This is a genomic window from Noviherbaspirillum sp. ST9 (assembly GCF_048799745.1).
Taxonomy (GTDB): domain Bacteria; phylum Pseudomonadota; class Gammaproteobacteria; order Burkholderiales; family Burkholderiaceae_D; genus Noviherbaspirillum.
In genome coordinates this window covers 1-13,204 of record NZ_JBLWFR010000014.1, presented here as the reverse complement: position 1 = coordinate 13,204, position 13,204 = coordinate 1, and the positions used below count along the sequence as shown (strand labels likewise).

The following is a 13,204-nucleotide window of genomic DNA, read 5'->3' as shown; positions in this document are numbered from 1 at the left end:
CTCCTCACTGTGCAGGCGGCTGCCCCGGGTTTCCGAGGGACTGGATATAGGCGGATAGCGCGGCCAGTTCATCATCGGTCAGTTCGATCTTTGGCATGATCGATGCAAAGCCTTTCACCACGCGCGCCTGCGGATTGCGGATCTCATTCTTCAGGAAAGCGTCGTCCACGCGGACCGAGGTACCGTCAGCCATGGTTTCCGTCTTGCCGTACAAGCCTTTCCACGTCGGCCCCACGCCGGGTTTTCCGTCGGCTGAGTGGCAAGCGATGCAGCCCTTTGCCTGGGCCAGCGCCTGCCCCTGTGCCTGCAGCGGATTGCCGCGGCCCGATGCCACCGCCGCGGGGCCGGCACGCGGCTTTTCCAGAGTGGCAGTAAAGGTCGGTTGCGCTTCGAGCCACTTCAAGAAAGTCGCTTCGTCTTCCACGACCACGTAGCCGCGCATGTTGTAATGGCCGACGCCACATAGCTGCGCGCACAGGATTTCATAGCGGCCGGCCCTGGTCGGCGTGAACCAGAAAGACGTCACCATGCCGGGCACCATGTTCATGCGGGCGCGAAATTGCGGCACGTAAAAATCGTGCAGGACGTCTTGCGAGCGCAACAAGACCTTGACCGGCTTGTTGAGAGGCAGGTGCAGATCGCCCGCGACGAGGAGGTTGTTCTGGCCGACTGGATCCTTGGGATCGAGCCCGAAAGGATTGGAGGCGTTGACGAAATTCACGTTCGTCATGCCCAGTTTGCCGCTGGCTCCGGGAAGACGGAAATGCCACTCCCACTGTTTTCCCAGCACTTCAACGACGAGCGCGTCTGCCGGCGCCCGGACATATTCGGCATAGACGAAGAGCCCGGGCGCCAGCAGCGCCATGATGCCGAGCGTCGTGCCGACAAGAAGGCGGCGCTCCACTTTCTTGTTGTCGGGTTCGTACGCAGCGCGCCTGCCTTCACGATGGCGGTACCGCCACAATGCATAGGCGACGAAGAGATTGATGCCAACGAAGAAGATGCCGGTGATCAGCAGCGTGATGGCAAGTGTGTCGTCCATCGTTTGCCAGTTCGAGGCAAGCGGTGTGGTCCACCATGGACTGGCGACATGAAACACCAGCGAGGCGACGACTATCACGATGAGCGCGACAGCCATGGGCATATCATCCTCTCTCCCGGCAGCGTGGCCGGTGAGCGCAAATCAGATCCGGAAAAGAATCGGCACTAGCGAGCAAACGCAGGGCGCTCGAGTTTCGTGTACATCAGTGCCAATGCCATCCCGAAAATCAGATTTGCGAACAAGGCTGCCCAGCCGCGCATGTCGGCAAACCATGGAAAAACGCCGGTCAGGACGTAGAAATTGATCACGTACAGGAGCAAGCCGAACACTGCCCCTGCCGCAAGTGCCATGCCGACGCTCGAATCCAGACGGAACGGCGCGATGATCGCAGCCAGGACGAGTCCGAACACAATGCCGAGCACATAGTGGATGATGAGGGCAACGCCCACGATGCCGACACTGAAATCCGCCGGCCGCAACACGTCATCGCCCAACACGATGGCGGCGATCTTGTGCGATGTGACCCACGGATTGCTGTCCTGGACGATGGCCGACCAGAATAATTCCAATACCATCAGGATTGCGCCGGCCACAAAACCCGAGGCCGCTGCCGCGACCCAGTCCGGGCTGCGATGCTCCAGATGATGCGAGTGCAGATGCAGTTCCATACTCATCTCCCGAGCTTGACCGCCGACATGGCAACCATGTCGTACGGCATGACGTCGCTCCCTGATGACGTATTATGGAAAGGCAGGAATGGTCGGTTCCTCGCCTCGGAAGTTGATTTCCGGGTGACGTTCGGCGAGCACTCTTTCGACATGCTCGATACGGCGCGATGGCACGTCGGCAATCAGCAGCACCCTTCCCTTTTCTATTTCAGGGAAGAACGCCGCCAGTCGCGTATTCGGGATCGCGGCCGCGACCAGGCTTGCGGCCCAGCCGCCGAACAGGACCCCGACCAGGGTGGTCGCCGTCACCGTCAGCGCACCCGACGAAAGCGAAAAATAGTAGACCAGCAGAAAACCCAAGGCCATTCCCAATACGGCGCCGGTGAGCATGCCTGCCTTGGCGCCGTGCACCACATCGGTCTTTTGAAGGAAATTCGCCTCCGGCATGTCCTCCGGAAGGGCGCCCCTGGCGAGAAAGTGGATATGCCTTTGCTCAATCCGATTCAGCAGCAGATCATCCAATGTGCGTCTCGCGCTTTCGATATCCGGAAGCAGATAATAAAGTCGATGTCGCATGACAACCTCCAACAGCACTGAAAGCACAGATTCAGTATAGGGGGTCTTTCCGACATTTGAATGTCGGACCCGGCGGTCGATGCACTTGCCATGCGCACCGCCGCACCGTTTCCGTTGCTGCCGTTATCGTGTTTTCACTGTGCGCGACTTGCCTGCCCATCGATACGGCGAATGAAACCTTCGATGATCGGATTCACCAACGCAGGATGACTGACCGGCGCCATATGCCCGGCACCGATCTCGTGCCTTTCCGCCTTCGCCATCCTGGCGACAAGAACGTTGACGATCGCATGCGTGCAACGGGGGCTGTCGCGGCCGGTAATCAGGCAGCTCGGAACTGCCATCCGGCTGTAATCGGAAGGACGCAAGGGGTCGTCGATCAGGGCCTGAAAATCGAGCGGCACCTTGGGCAGCAAGGAGGTGAACAAGGCTTGCCGCGCTGGCGGCAAAGCGGCGAAAGCACCCTTTCCGCTCCAGTAATCGATGAATATTTCTGTTGCAGCCAGACGTTGATCTTCATCCGCGGCAACGCGCGTAAGATGCGCGACGGCACGAATATCGTCCAGCACCTTGTCCTTCCTGTCGAGCAAATGAAATGCCGTCGGTTCAAAGAGTGCGAGGCTGTGCAGCCGCGCGGGGTTCGCATGGGCCAGTCGCAAAGCCACGCCGCCTCCAAAGGAATGGCCTACCAGGTGAAAGCGCTCGCCGGGAGCGAGGAGTTGGTCGAGTTTCGATTGCACCAACCGGACCTCGTCGTCCAGCGAATGTCGCTCGCCCAATGCGGGCATGGCGCTGTCCCCATACCCGTACAAGTCGATGGCAATCAGTCGGTGCGTCCCGCGCATGCTTTCCATGAGCATGCGCCATTGGCTCTTCGAACCCATCGAACTGTGCAGCAGCACAACGGCGGGCCCGTGTCCTTCAACCTTTAATCCGAGCTGCATTTCCTTGGCGTCCTGATGGGACTTCACTGCATGTTGCTGCATCGGCAGCGGCGCTACTGTCGGGAACTGGTACATGGTCAATCCTGAAAAATTTCTGACGAAGAGGCGGCTCGACGCGGTGTGACTGGGCCGTGGGGGAGCTATCGCAAGCGGTGTGCCGATGCTCGTCGAGCACGACCATGCACCAGAACACACAAATCTTTTCAATGGCTTACGAGCCAGATCGAATGTGTTTGATGAAGTATTGGCGCACGTACGATGGCGGGGCGCGCCCAACAGTCCGCGGAGAACTGCGCGGCGGCTGACGACAGGCGCACCGGCTTGCGGAGCCGATGACATGCGCGGCGACAAGATGCTTCATGTGTCGCGATTCATCGGACGGCGGGCCTCTGGGTGTTGGAACACACCCATCAGCGGGTGAGGGACTACCGGTCGGGGATTCGGCGTCGGCAGCGAAGATTTCCCTGATTTTTCAATCACTTCCGCTGCATCGTCCGCAGTTTGCGAGGGATTGGCACGCCGTCTGCACTAGTGTCCTCGACGCAGCCCCTGGCGCCGCGTCCAATCCATTCCCACTTTCCCCAAGGAGATATACAGATGCAAAACGAGAACCGCCGCTCATTCGTCAAGAGCGCGCTAGCAGGCGCAGTGGTTGCCACCGTTGGCACGTCGCTGGCACGTCCGGCGCTGGCCGCAGACGACATCAAGGATGTGAAGTTTGCCGCGGATCCGGAGAACTTGAAACCGGGGCAGGAAACATCCCATACGCCTTCGATCGCACTCGAAAAAATGGACGACAAGGCGGTCGCATTCGGCAAAACGCCTCCAGGTGATTTCTATCGTGTGACCGTGCAAGCCAAACACGAGGCGATCAACGAGCATTACATTTCGGGGATCGCGTTGTACCTCAACGGCAAGCTCGTCGCTTCCCACACGATGAACAAGGCTCCCGCCGATCCTTCACTGCCGGCCGTCAGCTTCGTTCAGCGCCTCAAGGCGGGTGATAGCCTGCTGGTCGTGACCGACTGCAATGTGCATGGCAAGTGGGGAAACCGCGCAACGGTGTAATACCCCAAAAAAAAATCCCGCACCGGGAAAGGTGCGGGATAAAGAGGTACTGCGGGTTCTAAACACAAGAACCGTCATTCTACTTTTATTGCCGAATTGCAACCTTGATTCAAGGCAATGTTTCTCCGACGGGTGTCTGCGATCCGTCGGCAAGTCACGTCAATTGTCATTCCAGAACGCCCCGACCATCCCGGCAAGTCCCAGGAAACTACCGACAGCAATCGCGAGGCCGCCGGCGAGCACCGTGTCGAAGTAAAGCGCGAGCAGTCCGACCGCGGCCACGACACCGCCCAGCCCCGCCATCATTTTGTACTCCCGCAAATCCATCCCGTCGCCCCGACTCTTTACTTTCGGTAATTACACACTAGGTACCAGGTATGCGCATCCCATGTTTATGGCGAACTCGCGCTCCGCGTCGGTGCCGAATGCATAACGGATTAACGCTTGGTCAACGCATCTCACCGCAGGATGCAGTGCGTGGGCTGGAAGATCAGTGGTCGGAGGAAAGTCATGGGCATCTTGTTGTCGGGCGCAACAGTCAGTGACGAGGCATTGACGAAGGAGTTTGCATTCTGGAAGCGCAGTTTCCTGCGATCGACCTGCCTCGCGTTCTTTTCTGGGGCGGTCACCGGCCTGCTCATCCTGCTCTGGCCCGGCAGCTTCGGAAACCAGGAGCTCTGGTCGTTCGTACGCCAGCTATGGACGGCGTTCGTCGAATGCGGGTTCTGGTTCGGTTTCCTTGTCGGGCTTCTCTGGGCCGTAAGCCGCCGCGTAGGCGCGGCGCTGGCAGGTACGTCACCCTGGACGCCGGCAGAAACGTGCCGACTGCGAGGGCATGCACGGGTTTTCGGACAGGCGGGTTGTGCGGCTGCGTTCGCGGCGGTGCTGCTTTGGCTGGCGGTGTCGTTTATCCACCAGTTGACTCCGCTAGCTCCGTCGACGGCGAACATGATCGCCCAACTCGTTTACGCCGGTTGGGCGTCCTCGGGACTCTTTATCCTCCTGGCCATCGGGCTCGGACTCGTTGCGCGCGTCCGATCGTAGGAATCCTCCGACCAGGTTAAGAAATTGCCATAAGTCATTGGTGGAAAAGGGTTTTTCCGATCAATTCACATTTCCTGTGGATAAGTTTGTGAACAAGTCCCTTTTGTGTTTCCTCAATGTCGATTTTTCGGGCTTTCCGTTAGTTTGCCTAAGAATTAAGCAAAAGAAATACCTTTTAAAATTCAATGAGTTAGTCGAAACACGAAGTTTGATCGCTGGCCGGACCAATTGTGATTCATATCATGAACTTCGTCCTCGACACATGTGCACAACTCAAGTCGCGCGACGTTTGTCAAGTCCTATTCCGGCTGTACCGTCTGTACGGATTTTCTGAGGCTGGCCGCGCTGCGAATCGTATCGAAGCAGGCATCGACCAGACGTTCTGCCTCGTTGGCGAGCGAAAAGTAGCCGGGTTCCAATAGCCAGTTCTGCAGAATGCCTTCAATGCTTGCCTGCAGCAACACACCGGCGAGCCGGATATCCGTATCGGGGGACAGGTAGCCGGTATCGACCGCGCGTGTCAGTGCCGTACGGATATGCTCCCGCCCGTTCAAGCCCGCCTCATGCTGGCGGATGTACATCGCGTCCGACGGATCCACGAATTCAGTTTTCTTCCACAGGATTTCAATAATCTTGCGGAAGTGCGGATTCTGGTCGCACTCCTTCAGAAAGAACACGGCGACCTTGCGCATGTGGTCCAGCGGGTTGCCTGCGGTCTCCTGGTTGACCGACTCGGCGAGGCGCTCCATGGGCAGGTGCACGCGGTCGCACATGGCGTTGAACAGGTCGCTCTTGTTCTTGAAGTGCCAGTAGATCGCGCCACGCGTCATGCCTGCTGCCTCCGCAACCGCGTCCAGCGTGGTGCGCGCATAGCCTAGCCGGTAGAAGACGTCTTCCGCCGCATCCAGCAAGTGGTTGCGCGTTTCGAGCGCCTCTTCCTTGGTCTTTCTCACCATGTTGTTTCCTTACATAAACAAAATGACACACATCGACACAAACATACATTCACGGACGTATGTATAATACCCCGACCGAAGCGAAAAGGTACCGCGCAGAGCCAGCCAAGGCCAGCAAAAAGGTGCCGCTCAAAAACTTTTCTCCAAGAATTCCATGACTGCACATCAAACGACTGCCTCCATCGCTGCCATTGCCCTCGCCGTCGCGGCCCTTGCCGGGTGCGGAGAGCAGATTCGCAGCGCCAACGCGCAGACCCCGGGCGGGATGCCGCCGCCGGAGGTCTCCGTCGTCACCGTCGCGCCGGAACGTGTCGCATTGACCAACGAACTCCCCGGCCGCCTCGAAGCGACCCGCGTAGCCGAAGTACGAGCCCGTGTCGCCGGCATCGTCACCAAGCGCATTTTCCGCGAAGGTGCCGAGGTCAAGGCGAACGATGTCCTGTTCCGCATCGACCCTGCCCCTTTCCAGGCGACCGCCAACAGCGCGCAGGCGGCGCTGGCAAAGGCCGAAGCGAACCTCGCCCAGACCACCTTGAAGGCCCAGCGCTACAAGCCACTCGTTGAAACCAATGCCATCAGCAAGCAGGAATATGACGACGCGGTGACGGCGCAGAAGCAGGCGGCCGCCGATGTGGCATCGGCGAAGGCGGCGCTGGAAACCGCTCGCCTCAACCTTGGCTATGCAACCGTCAACGCCCCGATTTCAGGACGCATCGGACGTGCACTCGTCACCGAGGGTGCCCTCGTCGGACAGGGAGCCGCGACGCCGCTCGCCACCATCCAGCAGCTCGACCCGCTGTACGTCAACATTACCCAGCCCGCTTCCGAAGCCCTGAAACTCCAGCGTGCCATGCGCGACGGCAAGCTGCAGAAGGCCGGCAAGGATGAGGTCAAGGTCAACATTGTGATGGAAGACGGCGAAATCTATCCGCACGCTGGCAAGCTGCTGTTCTCCGATCAGACGGTCGACCCGAGCACTGGCGCCATCACCCTGCGTGCCGTCGTCCCGAACCCGGAGCGCTTCCTGCTGCCCGGCATGTACGTCCGCGCGCGTGTAGAACAAGCTGTCCAGGAAAACGCGATCACCGTCCCGCAGCAGGCCGTCCAGCGGCAGGCGAATGCCACCACCGTCATGGTCGTCGGGCAGGACAACAAGGTCGCGCCGCGCCCGGTCAAGGCCGACACCGCCATCGGCGACAAATGGATCGTCAGCGAAGGTTTGAAGCCGGGCGAACGCGTCGTGGTCGAGGGCTTCCAGAAAGCCCCGCCCGGCGCCGCCGTCAACGCCGTTCCCTGGAAGCAGGCTGGAAGTCCGCCGGTGGCGCAATCCGGCACGAAGCCCGTCAATCAATAAGAGAGCAAGCGAATGGGAAAATTTTTCATTGAGCGCCCGGTGTTCGCCTGGGTGCTCGCCATCTTTATCCTGATCGCCGGCGCGCTGTCCATTACCGGGCTGCCGGTGGCGCAATATCCCACGATCGCGCCGCCCTCGGTAGTCGTGACCGCGATGTATCCCGGCGCAACCGCGCAGGCGCTCGAAAACAGCGTCACCAGCCTCATCGAACAGGAGCTCAACGGCGCTCCAGGACTGCAATACATGGAGTCCCAGAGCCAGGGCAACGGCCAGGCGCAGATCACCGCGACCTTCAAGCCCGGCACGAACATCGACCTCGCCGCCGTGGAAGTGCAGAACCGGATGCGGCGCGTGGAGTCGCGCCTGCCGCAATCCGTGATGCAGCAAGGCGTGCAGGTCACCAAGGCGCGCAGTAACTTCCTGATGGTGGTCACGCTGTCATCGAAGGACGGCAGCATGGACCCGGTCGCGCTGGGCGATTACCTGTCGCGCAACGTACTCAACGAAATCAAGCGCGTCGACGGCGTCGGCGAAGCCATCCTGTTCGGCACCGAGCGCGCCATGCGCGTCTGGATCGATCCGGAAAAGATGGTCGGCTTCAAGCTCACGCCTGCCGACATCGCCAATGCAATCCGCGCCCAGAACGCGCAGGTGGCCTCCGGTACGCTGGGCGAACTGCCCTCCCCCGGTACGCAGCAGGTCACGGCACCCATCGTGGTCACCGGCCAGCTGTCGAGTCCCGAGCAATTCGGCAACATCGTCCTTCGTGCCAATACGGACGGCTCGGTCATCCGCCTGCGCGATGTAGCCCGTGTCGAACTCGGCGGCCAAGCCTATGCGACTTCCGCCCGCATTGACGGCAAGCCGTCTTCGGCCATCGGGATCCAGCTCTCGCCGACCGCGAACGCACTCGGCACGGCAAGCCTCGTCCGCGCGAAGATGGAAGAACTGCAAAAGTACTTTCCGGCCGGCGTGCAGTATGACATCCCCTACGACACCTCCAAGTTCGTCAAGATCTCGATCGAGGAAGTGGTCAAGACGCTGCTCGAAGCGGTGCTGCTGGTGTTCCTGGTGATGTATTTGTTCCTCCAGAACATCCGCTACACGCTGATCCCGACCATCGTCGTCCCGGTGGCATTGATGGGTACGTTTGCTGCGATGTACGCCTTCGGCTTCTCGATCAACGTGCTGACCATGTTCGGCATGGTGCTGGCCATCGGCATCCTGGTCGACGATGCCATTGTCGTCGTCGAGAACGTGGAACGCATCATGAGCGAGGAAGGCCTCTCGCCTGCGGCGGCAACCCGGAAAGCCATGGGCCAGATCACCGGCGCCATCGTCGGCATCACGCTGGTGCTGATCGCCGTGTTCATCCCGATGGCCTTCTTCGGCGGCGCGGTCGGCGCAATCTATCGCCAGTTCTCGCTGTCGATGGTCGCCTCCATGGCTTTCTCCGCCCTCATGGCACTGACCCTGACCCCGGCCCTGTGCGCCACCCTGCTCAAGCCGGTGGAAGCGGGGCATCACCATGAAAAGAAAGGCTTTTTCGGCTGGTTCAACCGCAAGTTCAACAGCACCACCAATGCCTACCAGCGTGTCGTCGTGGGCATGCTGGGCAAGACCACGCGTTACATGCTCGTCTACGGCGTGATTGTCGCCGTGGTCGGTCTGTTGTTCATGCGCCTGCCGGCCTCCTTCCTGCCGAATGAGGACCAGGGTTACATCCTGACCAATATCCAGCTGCCGCCGGGCGCCAGTGCCAATCGCACGCTCGACGTCGTCAAACAGGTCGAGGGCTATTTCCTGAAGCAACCGGGCGTGGAGCACACCGTGGCCGTCACCGGCTTCAGCTTCTCCGGCAGCGGCCAGAACGCGGGCATTGCCTTCGTTCCGCTGAAGGACTGGGATCAGCGCGACGCGGCCAATACCGCCGATGCGATCTCGGGCAAGGCGATGGGTGTGCTTTTGAGCATCAAGGACGCCATCGTATTCGCGCTCAACCCGCCGCCGATTCCGGAGCTGGGTACGGCGACCGGCTTCAATTTCCGTCTGCAGGACCGTGCCGGACGCGGCCACGATGCACTGCTGGCGGCGCGTAACCAGCTGCTCGGCATGGCGGCGAAAAGCCCTGTGCTTGCCGGCGTGCGTCCGGAAGGACTGGAAGATGCACCGCAGCTGCAGGTCGACATCGACCGCGACAAGGCGAGCGCGCTGGGCGTGGCGTTCGCCGACGTCAACGCGACCCTGACGGCGGCGCTCGGCTCGTCCTACCTGAACGACTTCCCGAACGAAGGCCGCCAGCAGCGCGTCATCATGCAGGCCGAACCGGTCCAGCGCATGCAGCCGGAAGACCTGCGCCAGCTCTACGTGCGCAACGTCGCCGGCGAGATGGTGCCGATGGCGACCTTCACGACGCTGAAGTGGATCACCGGTCCGGTGCAGGTCGTGCGTTACAACGGTTATCCGGCGATGAAGATCGCCGGACAGGCGGCGCCGGGCCACAGCAGCGGCGAAGCCATGGCCGAGATGGAAAAGCTCGTGTCGCAACTTCCCCAAGGCTTCGGCTTTGAATGGACCGGCCAGTCGCGCGAAGAGCAGATTTCCGGCGCGCAGATGCCGATGCTCATGGCCCTGTCGCTGCTTGCCGTGTTCCTGGTGCTTGCCGCGCTGTATGAAAGCACTTCGATCCCGCTGTCGGTGATGCTGGTCGTGCCGCTGGGCATTCTCGGCGCGCTGCTCGGCGTATCGCTGCGCGGCATGCCGAACGACGTCTACTTCAAGGTCGGCCTGATCACGATCATCGGCCTGTCGGCGAAGAACGCAATCCTGATCATCGAGTTCGCGAAGGACTTGCAGGCCGAAGGCAAGGACGCGGTGACAGCAGCGCTGGAAGCGGCAAAGCTGCGCTTCCGTCCGATCGTCATGACCTCCCTCGCCTTCATCCTCGGCGTCCTGCCGCTGGTGATCGCGACCGGCGCCGGCTCCGCCAGCCAGCGCGCGATCGGCACCGGTGTCATGGGCGGCATGATTACCGCGACGGTGCTGGCTGTATTCCTGGTGCCGGTGTTTTACGTCGTCGTCCGCCGTTTTTTCAAGGGCAGCGAGCGCCAGCAGCGCTTCTGGGCTGCCCACTCGCACCATGTGAGTGTCGAGGGAGAAGGAGCATGAACAAGTTGAACATTCCGCAATTCACCCTGCCCTTGCTGGCCGCCGCCGTGCTGTCGGCCTGCTCGCTCGCGCCGGTATACGACCGGCCTGACGCGCCGATCGCGACCGCCTATCCGGCGGAAGCATCCCCGGCGGGCGGACAGATCGCCTACGTCACCGCTGACAGCGGCTGGCGCGAGTTCTTCCAGGATCCGCGCCTGCAAGCGCTGATCGGGACCGCGCTGGAACATAACCGGGACCTGCGAGTTGCCGCCTTGCGCATCGAGGAAGCGCGCGCGCAGTACAACATCGTTGGCGCGGACGCTCTCCCCAATGTATCGGGCACTGCGTCCGGTGCGCGTTCGCGCAACTCGGCGGCAACGTCGCCCACCGGTGCATCAGTCGTGGGCAGCGCTTATCAGGTCGGCCTGTCGATTCCCGCATTCGAGCTGGACTTCTTCGGCCGCGTGCGCAGCCTCAACGACGCCGCGCTGTCGCAATACCTGGCGACCGAAGAAGCCCGGCGCGCAGCGCATATCAGCATTGTCGCCGAGGTCGCGAAGGCCTACCTTTCCGAGCGCGCGCTCGCGGAACAGGAAGAGCTCGCGCGCAGCACCTTCAAATCGCGCGAGTCTGCCTACAAGCTCGCAAAGCAGCGTTTCGACGTCGGCGCGTCGTCCGCGCTAGACCTGCGCCAGAATGAAATCCTGGTACAAAGCGCCCGTGCATCCCTGGCTACCCTGCAGCGCCAGCGCGCGCAAGCCCTCAACGCGCTGACGCTGCTCGTTGGCCGGCCGTTGAACGACCTGCCGCAGGCGCTTCCGCTGTCGTCACAAGGGATCGTCGCCGAACTTCCGCCGGGACTGCCGTCCGATCTTCTCGCACGCCGTCCGGATATCCGGGCCAGCGAACAACGCCTGAAGGCAAGCAATGCCAACATTGGTGCCGCACGGGCCGCCTTCTTCCCGCGGATCTCGCTGACGGCAGGCATAGGGAGTGCGAGCGGCGAGCTGTCCGGCCTGTTCGACGCCGGCACCCGCACCTGGTCCTTCGTGCCGCAGCTTGTGCTGCCCATCTTCGATGCCGGACGCAATCGCGCCAACCTGAACATTGCCGAAGTACGCAAGGACATCGCGGTGGCCGATTACGAAAAGGCGATCCAGGTTGCCTTCCGTGAAGTTGCGGACGCACTGGTGGCGCGCGGTGCCATCGACGAACAGATCGATGCGCAGGCGCGTGTACTGGACGCACAAAAGGAACGCCTGAAGCTGGCGGAACTACGCTACCAGAACGGCGTGGCAAGCGCGCTTGAAGTGCTCGACGCCCAGCGTGAACTGTTTTCCGCGGAGCAGACGCTGGTGCAGGCGCGGCTGTTGCGATTGACGAATGCGGTGGATCTCTATCGGTCGCTGGGTGGTGGCTTGAAGGAAACGACGCCGGGCTGAGCGTCAAAATCGGCGCCGCGGAACTGCCGCGGGAGCCATTGCCTCTAATCAGGACGCCTGCCTCCGGATCGTGCCGAAATGACGCTTCACTACCTTGTTGCCCCCTTCCTTTCATGGATGGGGGCAGGATTGCTGAAATTTCTCGTCAACAGCTTCAAAGCGAAACGTCTCGCCTTCAATGAAAGCGGCAACGGCGGCTTTCCCAGTTCACATACGGCAATCGTCAGCAGTGTCGCGGCGCTCGTTGCCATGGAGGAAGGAATTGCACATCCGGCCTTCGGCGTGTCTCTGGCGTTGACGCTCATTGTCATTCTCGACGCCAACGGGCTGCGGCAGCAGGTCGGCGCGCATGCCGAGTTGATCAACGACCTCGTGCCAGGTGAAGAGCCGCAGGATCAAGTGCGCGAGCGGATGGGCCATACGCGCTTCGAGATCGCTGGGGGTACGGCCATAGGGATCCTGACGTCCACGGCAATTCATTTCCTGAAGTAACAAGGCAGGCGCCTCTCCAGCGCCTGCCTGTCAGGAGTTACTCCACAAACGCTTCTTCACGTTTTTTGCGCAGCGCCGGCATCATCACGATGACCATGGCGACGACGGCAACAACAAGCATGGTCAGGCTGATCGGACGCTGCAGGAAGACCATAGGATCACTGCGCGACAGGAGCAACGCGCGGCGCAGGTACTCTTCCATCATCGGCCCGATGATGAAACCCAGCAGCATCGGCGCCGGCTCCATTTCCAGCTTGGCGCAGATGTAGCCAAACAAACCGAAGCCCGCCATCATGAACACGTCGAACTCGCTGTTGTTCAGGCTGAACACACCGATCGCGCAGAACACCAGGATGCCCGGGAACAGGAAGTGGTACGGCACCATGATCATGCGCACCCACAAGCCGATCATCGGCAGGTTCAGCACGATCAGGAAGAAGTTGCCGATCCACATCGAGGCGATGATGC

The 13,204-nt window shown here is 61.0% G+C and carries 13 protein-coding genes; 6 read left to right on the top strand and 7 right to left on the bottom strand.

Annotated elements, in window-relative coordinates:
• Positions 1-4: 4 nt before the first annotated feature.
• The 4 genes from ACNOHI_RS23455 to ACNOHI_RS23440 all read right to left on the bottom strand — a co-directional run bounded on the left by ACNOHI_RS23455 (position 5) and on the right by ACNOHI_RS23440 (position 3,305).
• On the bottom strand, positions 5-1,144 hold the full coding sequence (locus tag ACNOHI_RS23455; protein WP_420477141.1) for a cytochrome c oxidase subunit II: 1,140 nt from the start codon (positions 1,142-1,144) through the stop codon (positions 5-7).
• 62 nt (positions 1,145-1,206) lie between these two features.
• Complete coding sequence (locus tag ACNOHI_RS23450; RefSeq protein ID WP_420477140.1) at positions 1,207-1,710, bottom strand: hypothetical protein; 504 nt, start codon at positions 1,708-1,710, stop codon at positions 1,207-1,209.
• Positions 1,711-1,782: 72 nt separating this feature from the next.
• The gene (locus ACNOHI_RS23445; protein WP_420477139.1) at positions 1,783-2,298 is read right to left on the bottom strand and encodes a DUF1269 domain-containing protein; all 516 of its coding nucleotides are present in this window, start codon (positions 2,296-2,298) and stop codon (positions 1,783-1,785) included.
• A 122-nt stretch (positions 2,299-2,420) separates the two neighbouring features.
• A complete protein-coding gene (locus ACNOHI_RS23440) occupies positions 2,421-3,305 on the bottom strand; it encodes an alpha/beta fold hydrolase (protein ID WP_420477138.1) in 885 nt (294 codons plus the stop codon).
• Positions 3,306-3,827: 522 nt separating this feature from the next.
• Between ACNOHI_RS23440 and ACNOHI_RS23435 the strand changes: the two genes are divergently transcribed.
• Positions 3,828-4,298: a desulfoferrodoxin family protein gene (locus ACNOHI_RS23435; protein ID WP_420477137.1), complete on the top strand. Its 471-nt coding sequence runs from the start codon at positions 3,828-3,830 to the stop codon at positions 4,296-4,298.
• Between the two features lie 159 nt (positions 4,299-4,457).
• Here the strand turns inward: ACNOHI_RS23435 and ACNOHI_RS23430 are convergent, their stop codons facing one another.
• Positions 4,458-4,604 carry a hypothetical protein gene (locus tag ACNOHI_RS23430; RefSeq protein WP_420477136.1) on the bottom strand — a complete coding sequence of 49 codons (147 nt, stop codon included), beginning with the start codon at positions 4,602-4,604 and terminating at the stop codon, positions 4,458-4,460.
• Between the two features lie 204 nt (positions 4,605-4,808).
• Here ACNOHI_RS23430 and ACNOHI_RS23425 point away from each other — a divergent pair, with 204 nt between their 5' ends.
• Positions 4,809-5,342, top strand: a complete 534-nt coding sequence (locus ACNOHI_RS23425) for a hypothetical protein (RefSeq protein ID WP_420477135.1) — start codon at positions 4,809-4,811, stop codon at positions 5,340-5,342.
• Positions 5,343-5,641: 299 nt separating this feature from the next.
• Here the strand turns inward: ACNOHI_RS23425 and ACNOHI_RS23420 are convergent, their stop codons facing one another.
• Entirely contained in the window at positions 5,642-6,298 is a 657-nt protein-coding gene (locus tag ACNOHI_RS23420; protein ID WP_420477134.1) for a TetR family transcriptional regulator, read from the bottom strand.
• A 154-nt stretch (positions 6,299-6,452) separates the two neighbouring features.
• On the opposite strand from ACNOHI_RS23420, the gene ACNOHI_RS23415 reads away from it, so the two are divergent.
• The 4 genes from ACNOHI_RS23415 to ACNOHI_RS23400 all read left to right on the top strand — a co-directional run bounded on the left by ACNOHI_RS23415 (position 6,453) and on the right by ACNOHI_RS23400 (position 12,736).
• Complete coding sequence (locus tag ACNOHI_RS23415) at positions 6,453-7,652, top strand: efflux RND transporter periplasmic adaptor subunit (RefSeq protein ID WP_420477133.1); 1,200 nt, start codon at positions 6,453-6,455, stop codon at positions 7,650-7,652.
• Between the two features lie 12 nt (positions 7,653-7,664).
• Entirely contained in the window at positions 7,665-10,820 is a 3,156-nt protein-coding gene (locus ACNOHI_RS23410; RefSeq protein WP_420477132.1) for an efflux RND transporter permease subunit, read from the top strand.
• On the top strand, positions 10,817-12,244 hold the full coding sequence (locus tag ACNOHI_RS23405) for an efflux transporter outer membrane subunit (RefSeq protein WP_420477131.1): 1,428 nt from the start codon (positions 10,817-10,819) through the stop codon (positions 12,242-12,244). Before ACNOHI_RS23410 ends, ACNOHI_RS23405 begins: the two co-directional genes overlap by 4 nt.
• A gap of 78 nt (positions 12,245-12,322) precedes the next feature.
• On the top strand, positions 12,323-12,736 hold the full coding sequence (locus tag ACNOHI_RS23400; protein ID WP_420477130.1) for a divergent PAP2 family protein: 414 nt from the start codon (positions 12,323-12,325) through the stop codon (positions 12,734-12,736).
• 37 nt (positions 12,737-12,773) lie between these two features.
• Here the strand turns inward: ACNOHI_RS23400 and ACNOHI_RS23395 are convergent.
• A partial coding sequence (locus ACNOHI_RS23395) for a tripartite tricarboxylate transporter permease (protein ID WP_420477129.1) occupies positions 12,774-13,204 on the bottom strand: 431 nt, incomplete at its 5' end.

Bases quoted from the DNA above. Each gene is read 5' to 3' on its own strand.
- ACNOHI_RS23455 (WP_420477141.1), bottom strand. From the start codon at position 1,144: ATGCCCATGGCTGTCGCGCTCATCGTGATAGTCGTCGCCTCGCTGGTG.
- ACNOHI_RS23450 (WP_420477140.1), bottom strand. From the start codon at position 1,710: ATGGAACTGCATCTGCACTCGCATCATCTGGAGCATCGCAGCCCGGAC.
- ACNOHI_RS23440 (WP_420477138.1), bottom strand. From the start codon at position 3,305: ATGTACCAGTTCCCGACAGTAGCGCCGCTGCCGATGCAGCAACATGCA.
- ACNOHI_RS23435 (WP_420477137.1), top strand. From the start codon at position 3,828: ATGCAAAACGAGAACCGCCGCTCATTCGTCAAGAGCGCGCTAGCAGGC.
- ACNOHI_RS23430 (WP_420477136.1), bottom strand. From the start codon at position 4,604: ATGATGGCGGGGCTGGGCGGTGTCGTGGCCGCGGTCGGACTGCTCGCG.
- ACNOHI_RS23425 (WP_420477135.1), top strand. From the start codon at position 4,809: ATGGGCATCTTGTTGTCGGGCGCAACAGTCAGTGACGAGGCATTGACG.
- ACNOHI_RS23420 (WP_420477134.1), bottom strand. From the start codon at position 6,298: ATGGTGAGAAAGACCAAGGAAGAGGCGCTCGAAACGCGCAACCACTTG.
- ACNOHI_RS23415 (WP_420477133.1), top strand. From the start codon at position 6,453: ATGACTGCACATCAAACGACTGCCTCCATCGCTGCCATTGCCCTCGCC.
- ACNOHI_RS23410 (WP_420477132.1), top strand. From the start codon at position 7,665: ATGGGAAAATTTTTCATTGAGCGCCCGGTGTTCGCCTGGGTGCTCGCC.
- ACNOHI_RS23405 (WP_420477131.1), top strand. From the start codon at position 10,817: ATGAACAAGTTGAACATTCCGCAATTCACCCTGCCCTTGCTGGCCGCC.
- ACNOHI_RS23400 (WP_420477130.1), top strand. From the start codon at position 12,323: ATGACGCTTCACTACCTTGTTGCCCCCTTCCTTTCATGGATGGGGGCA.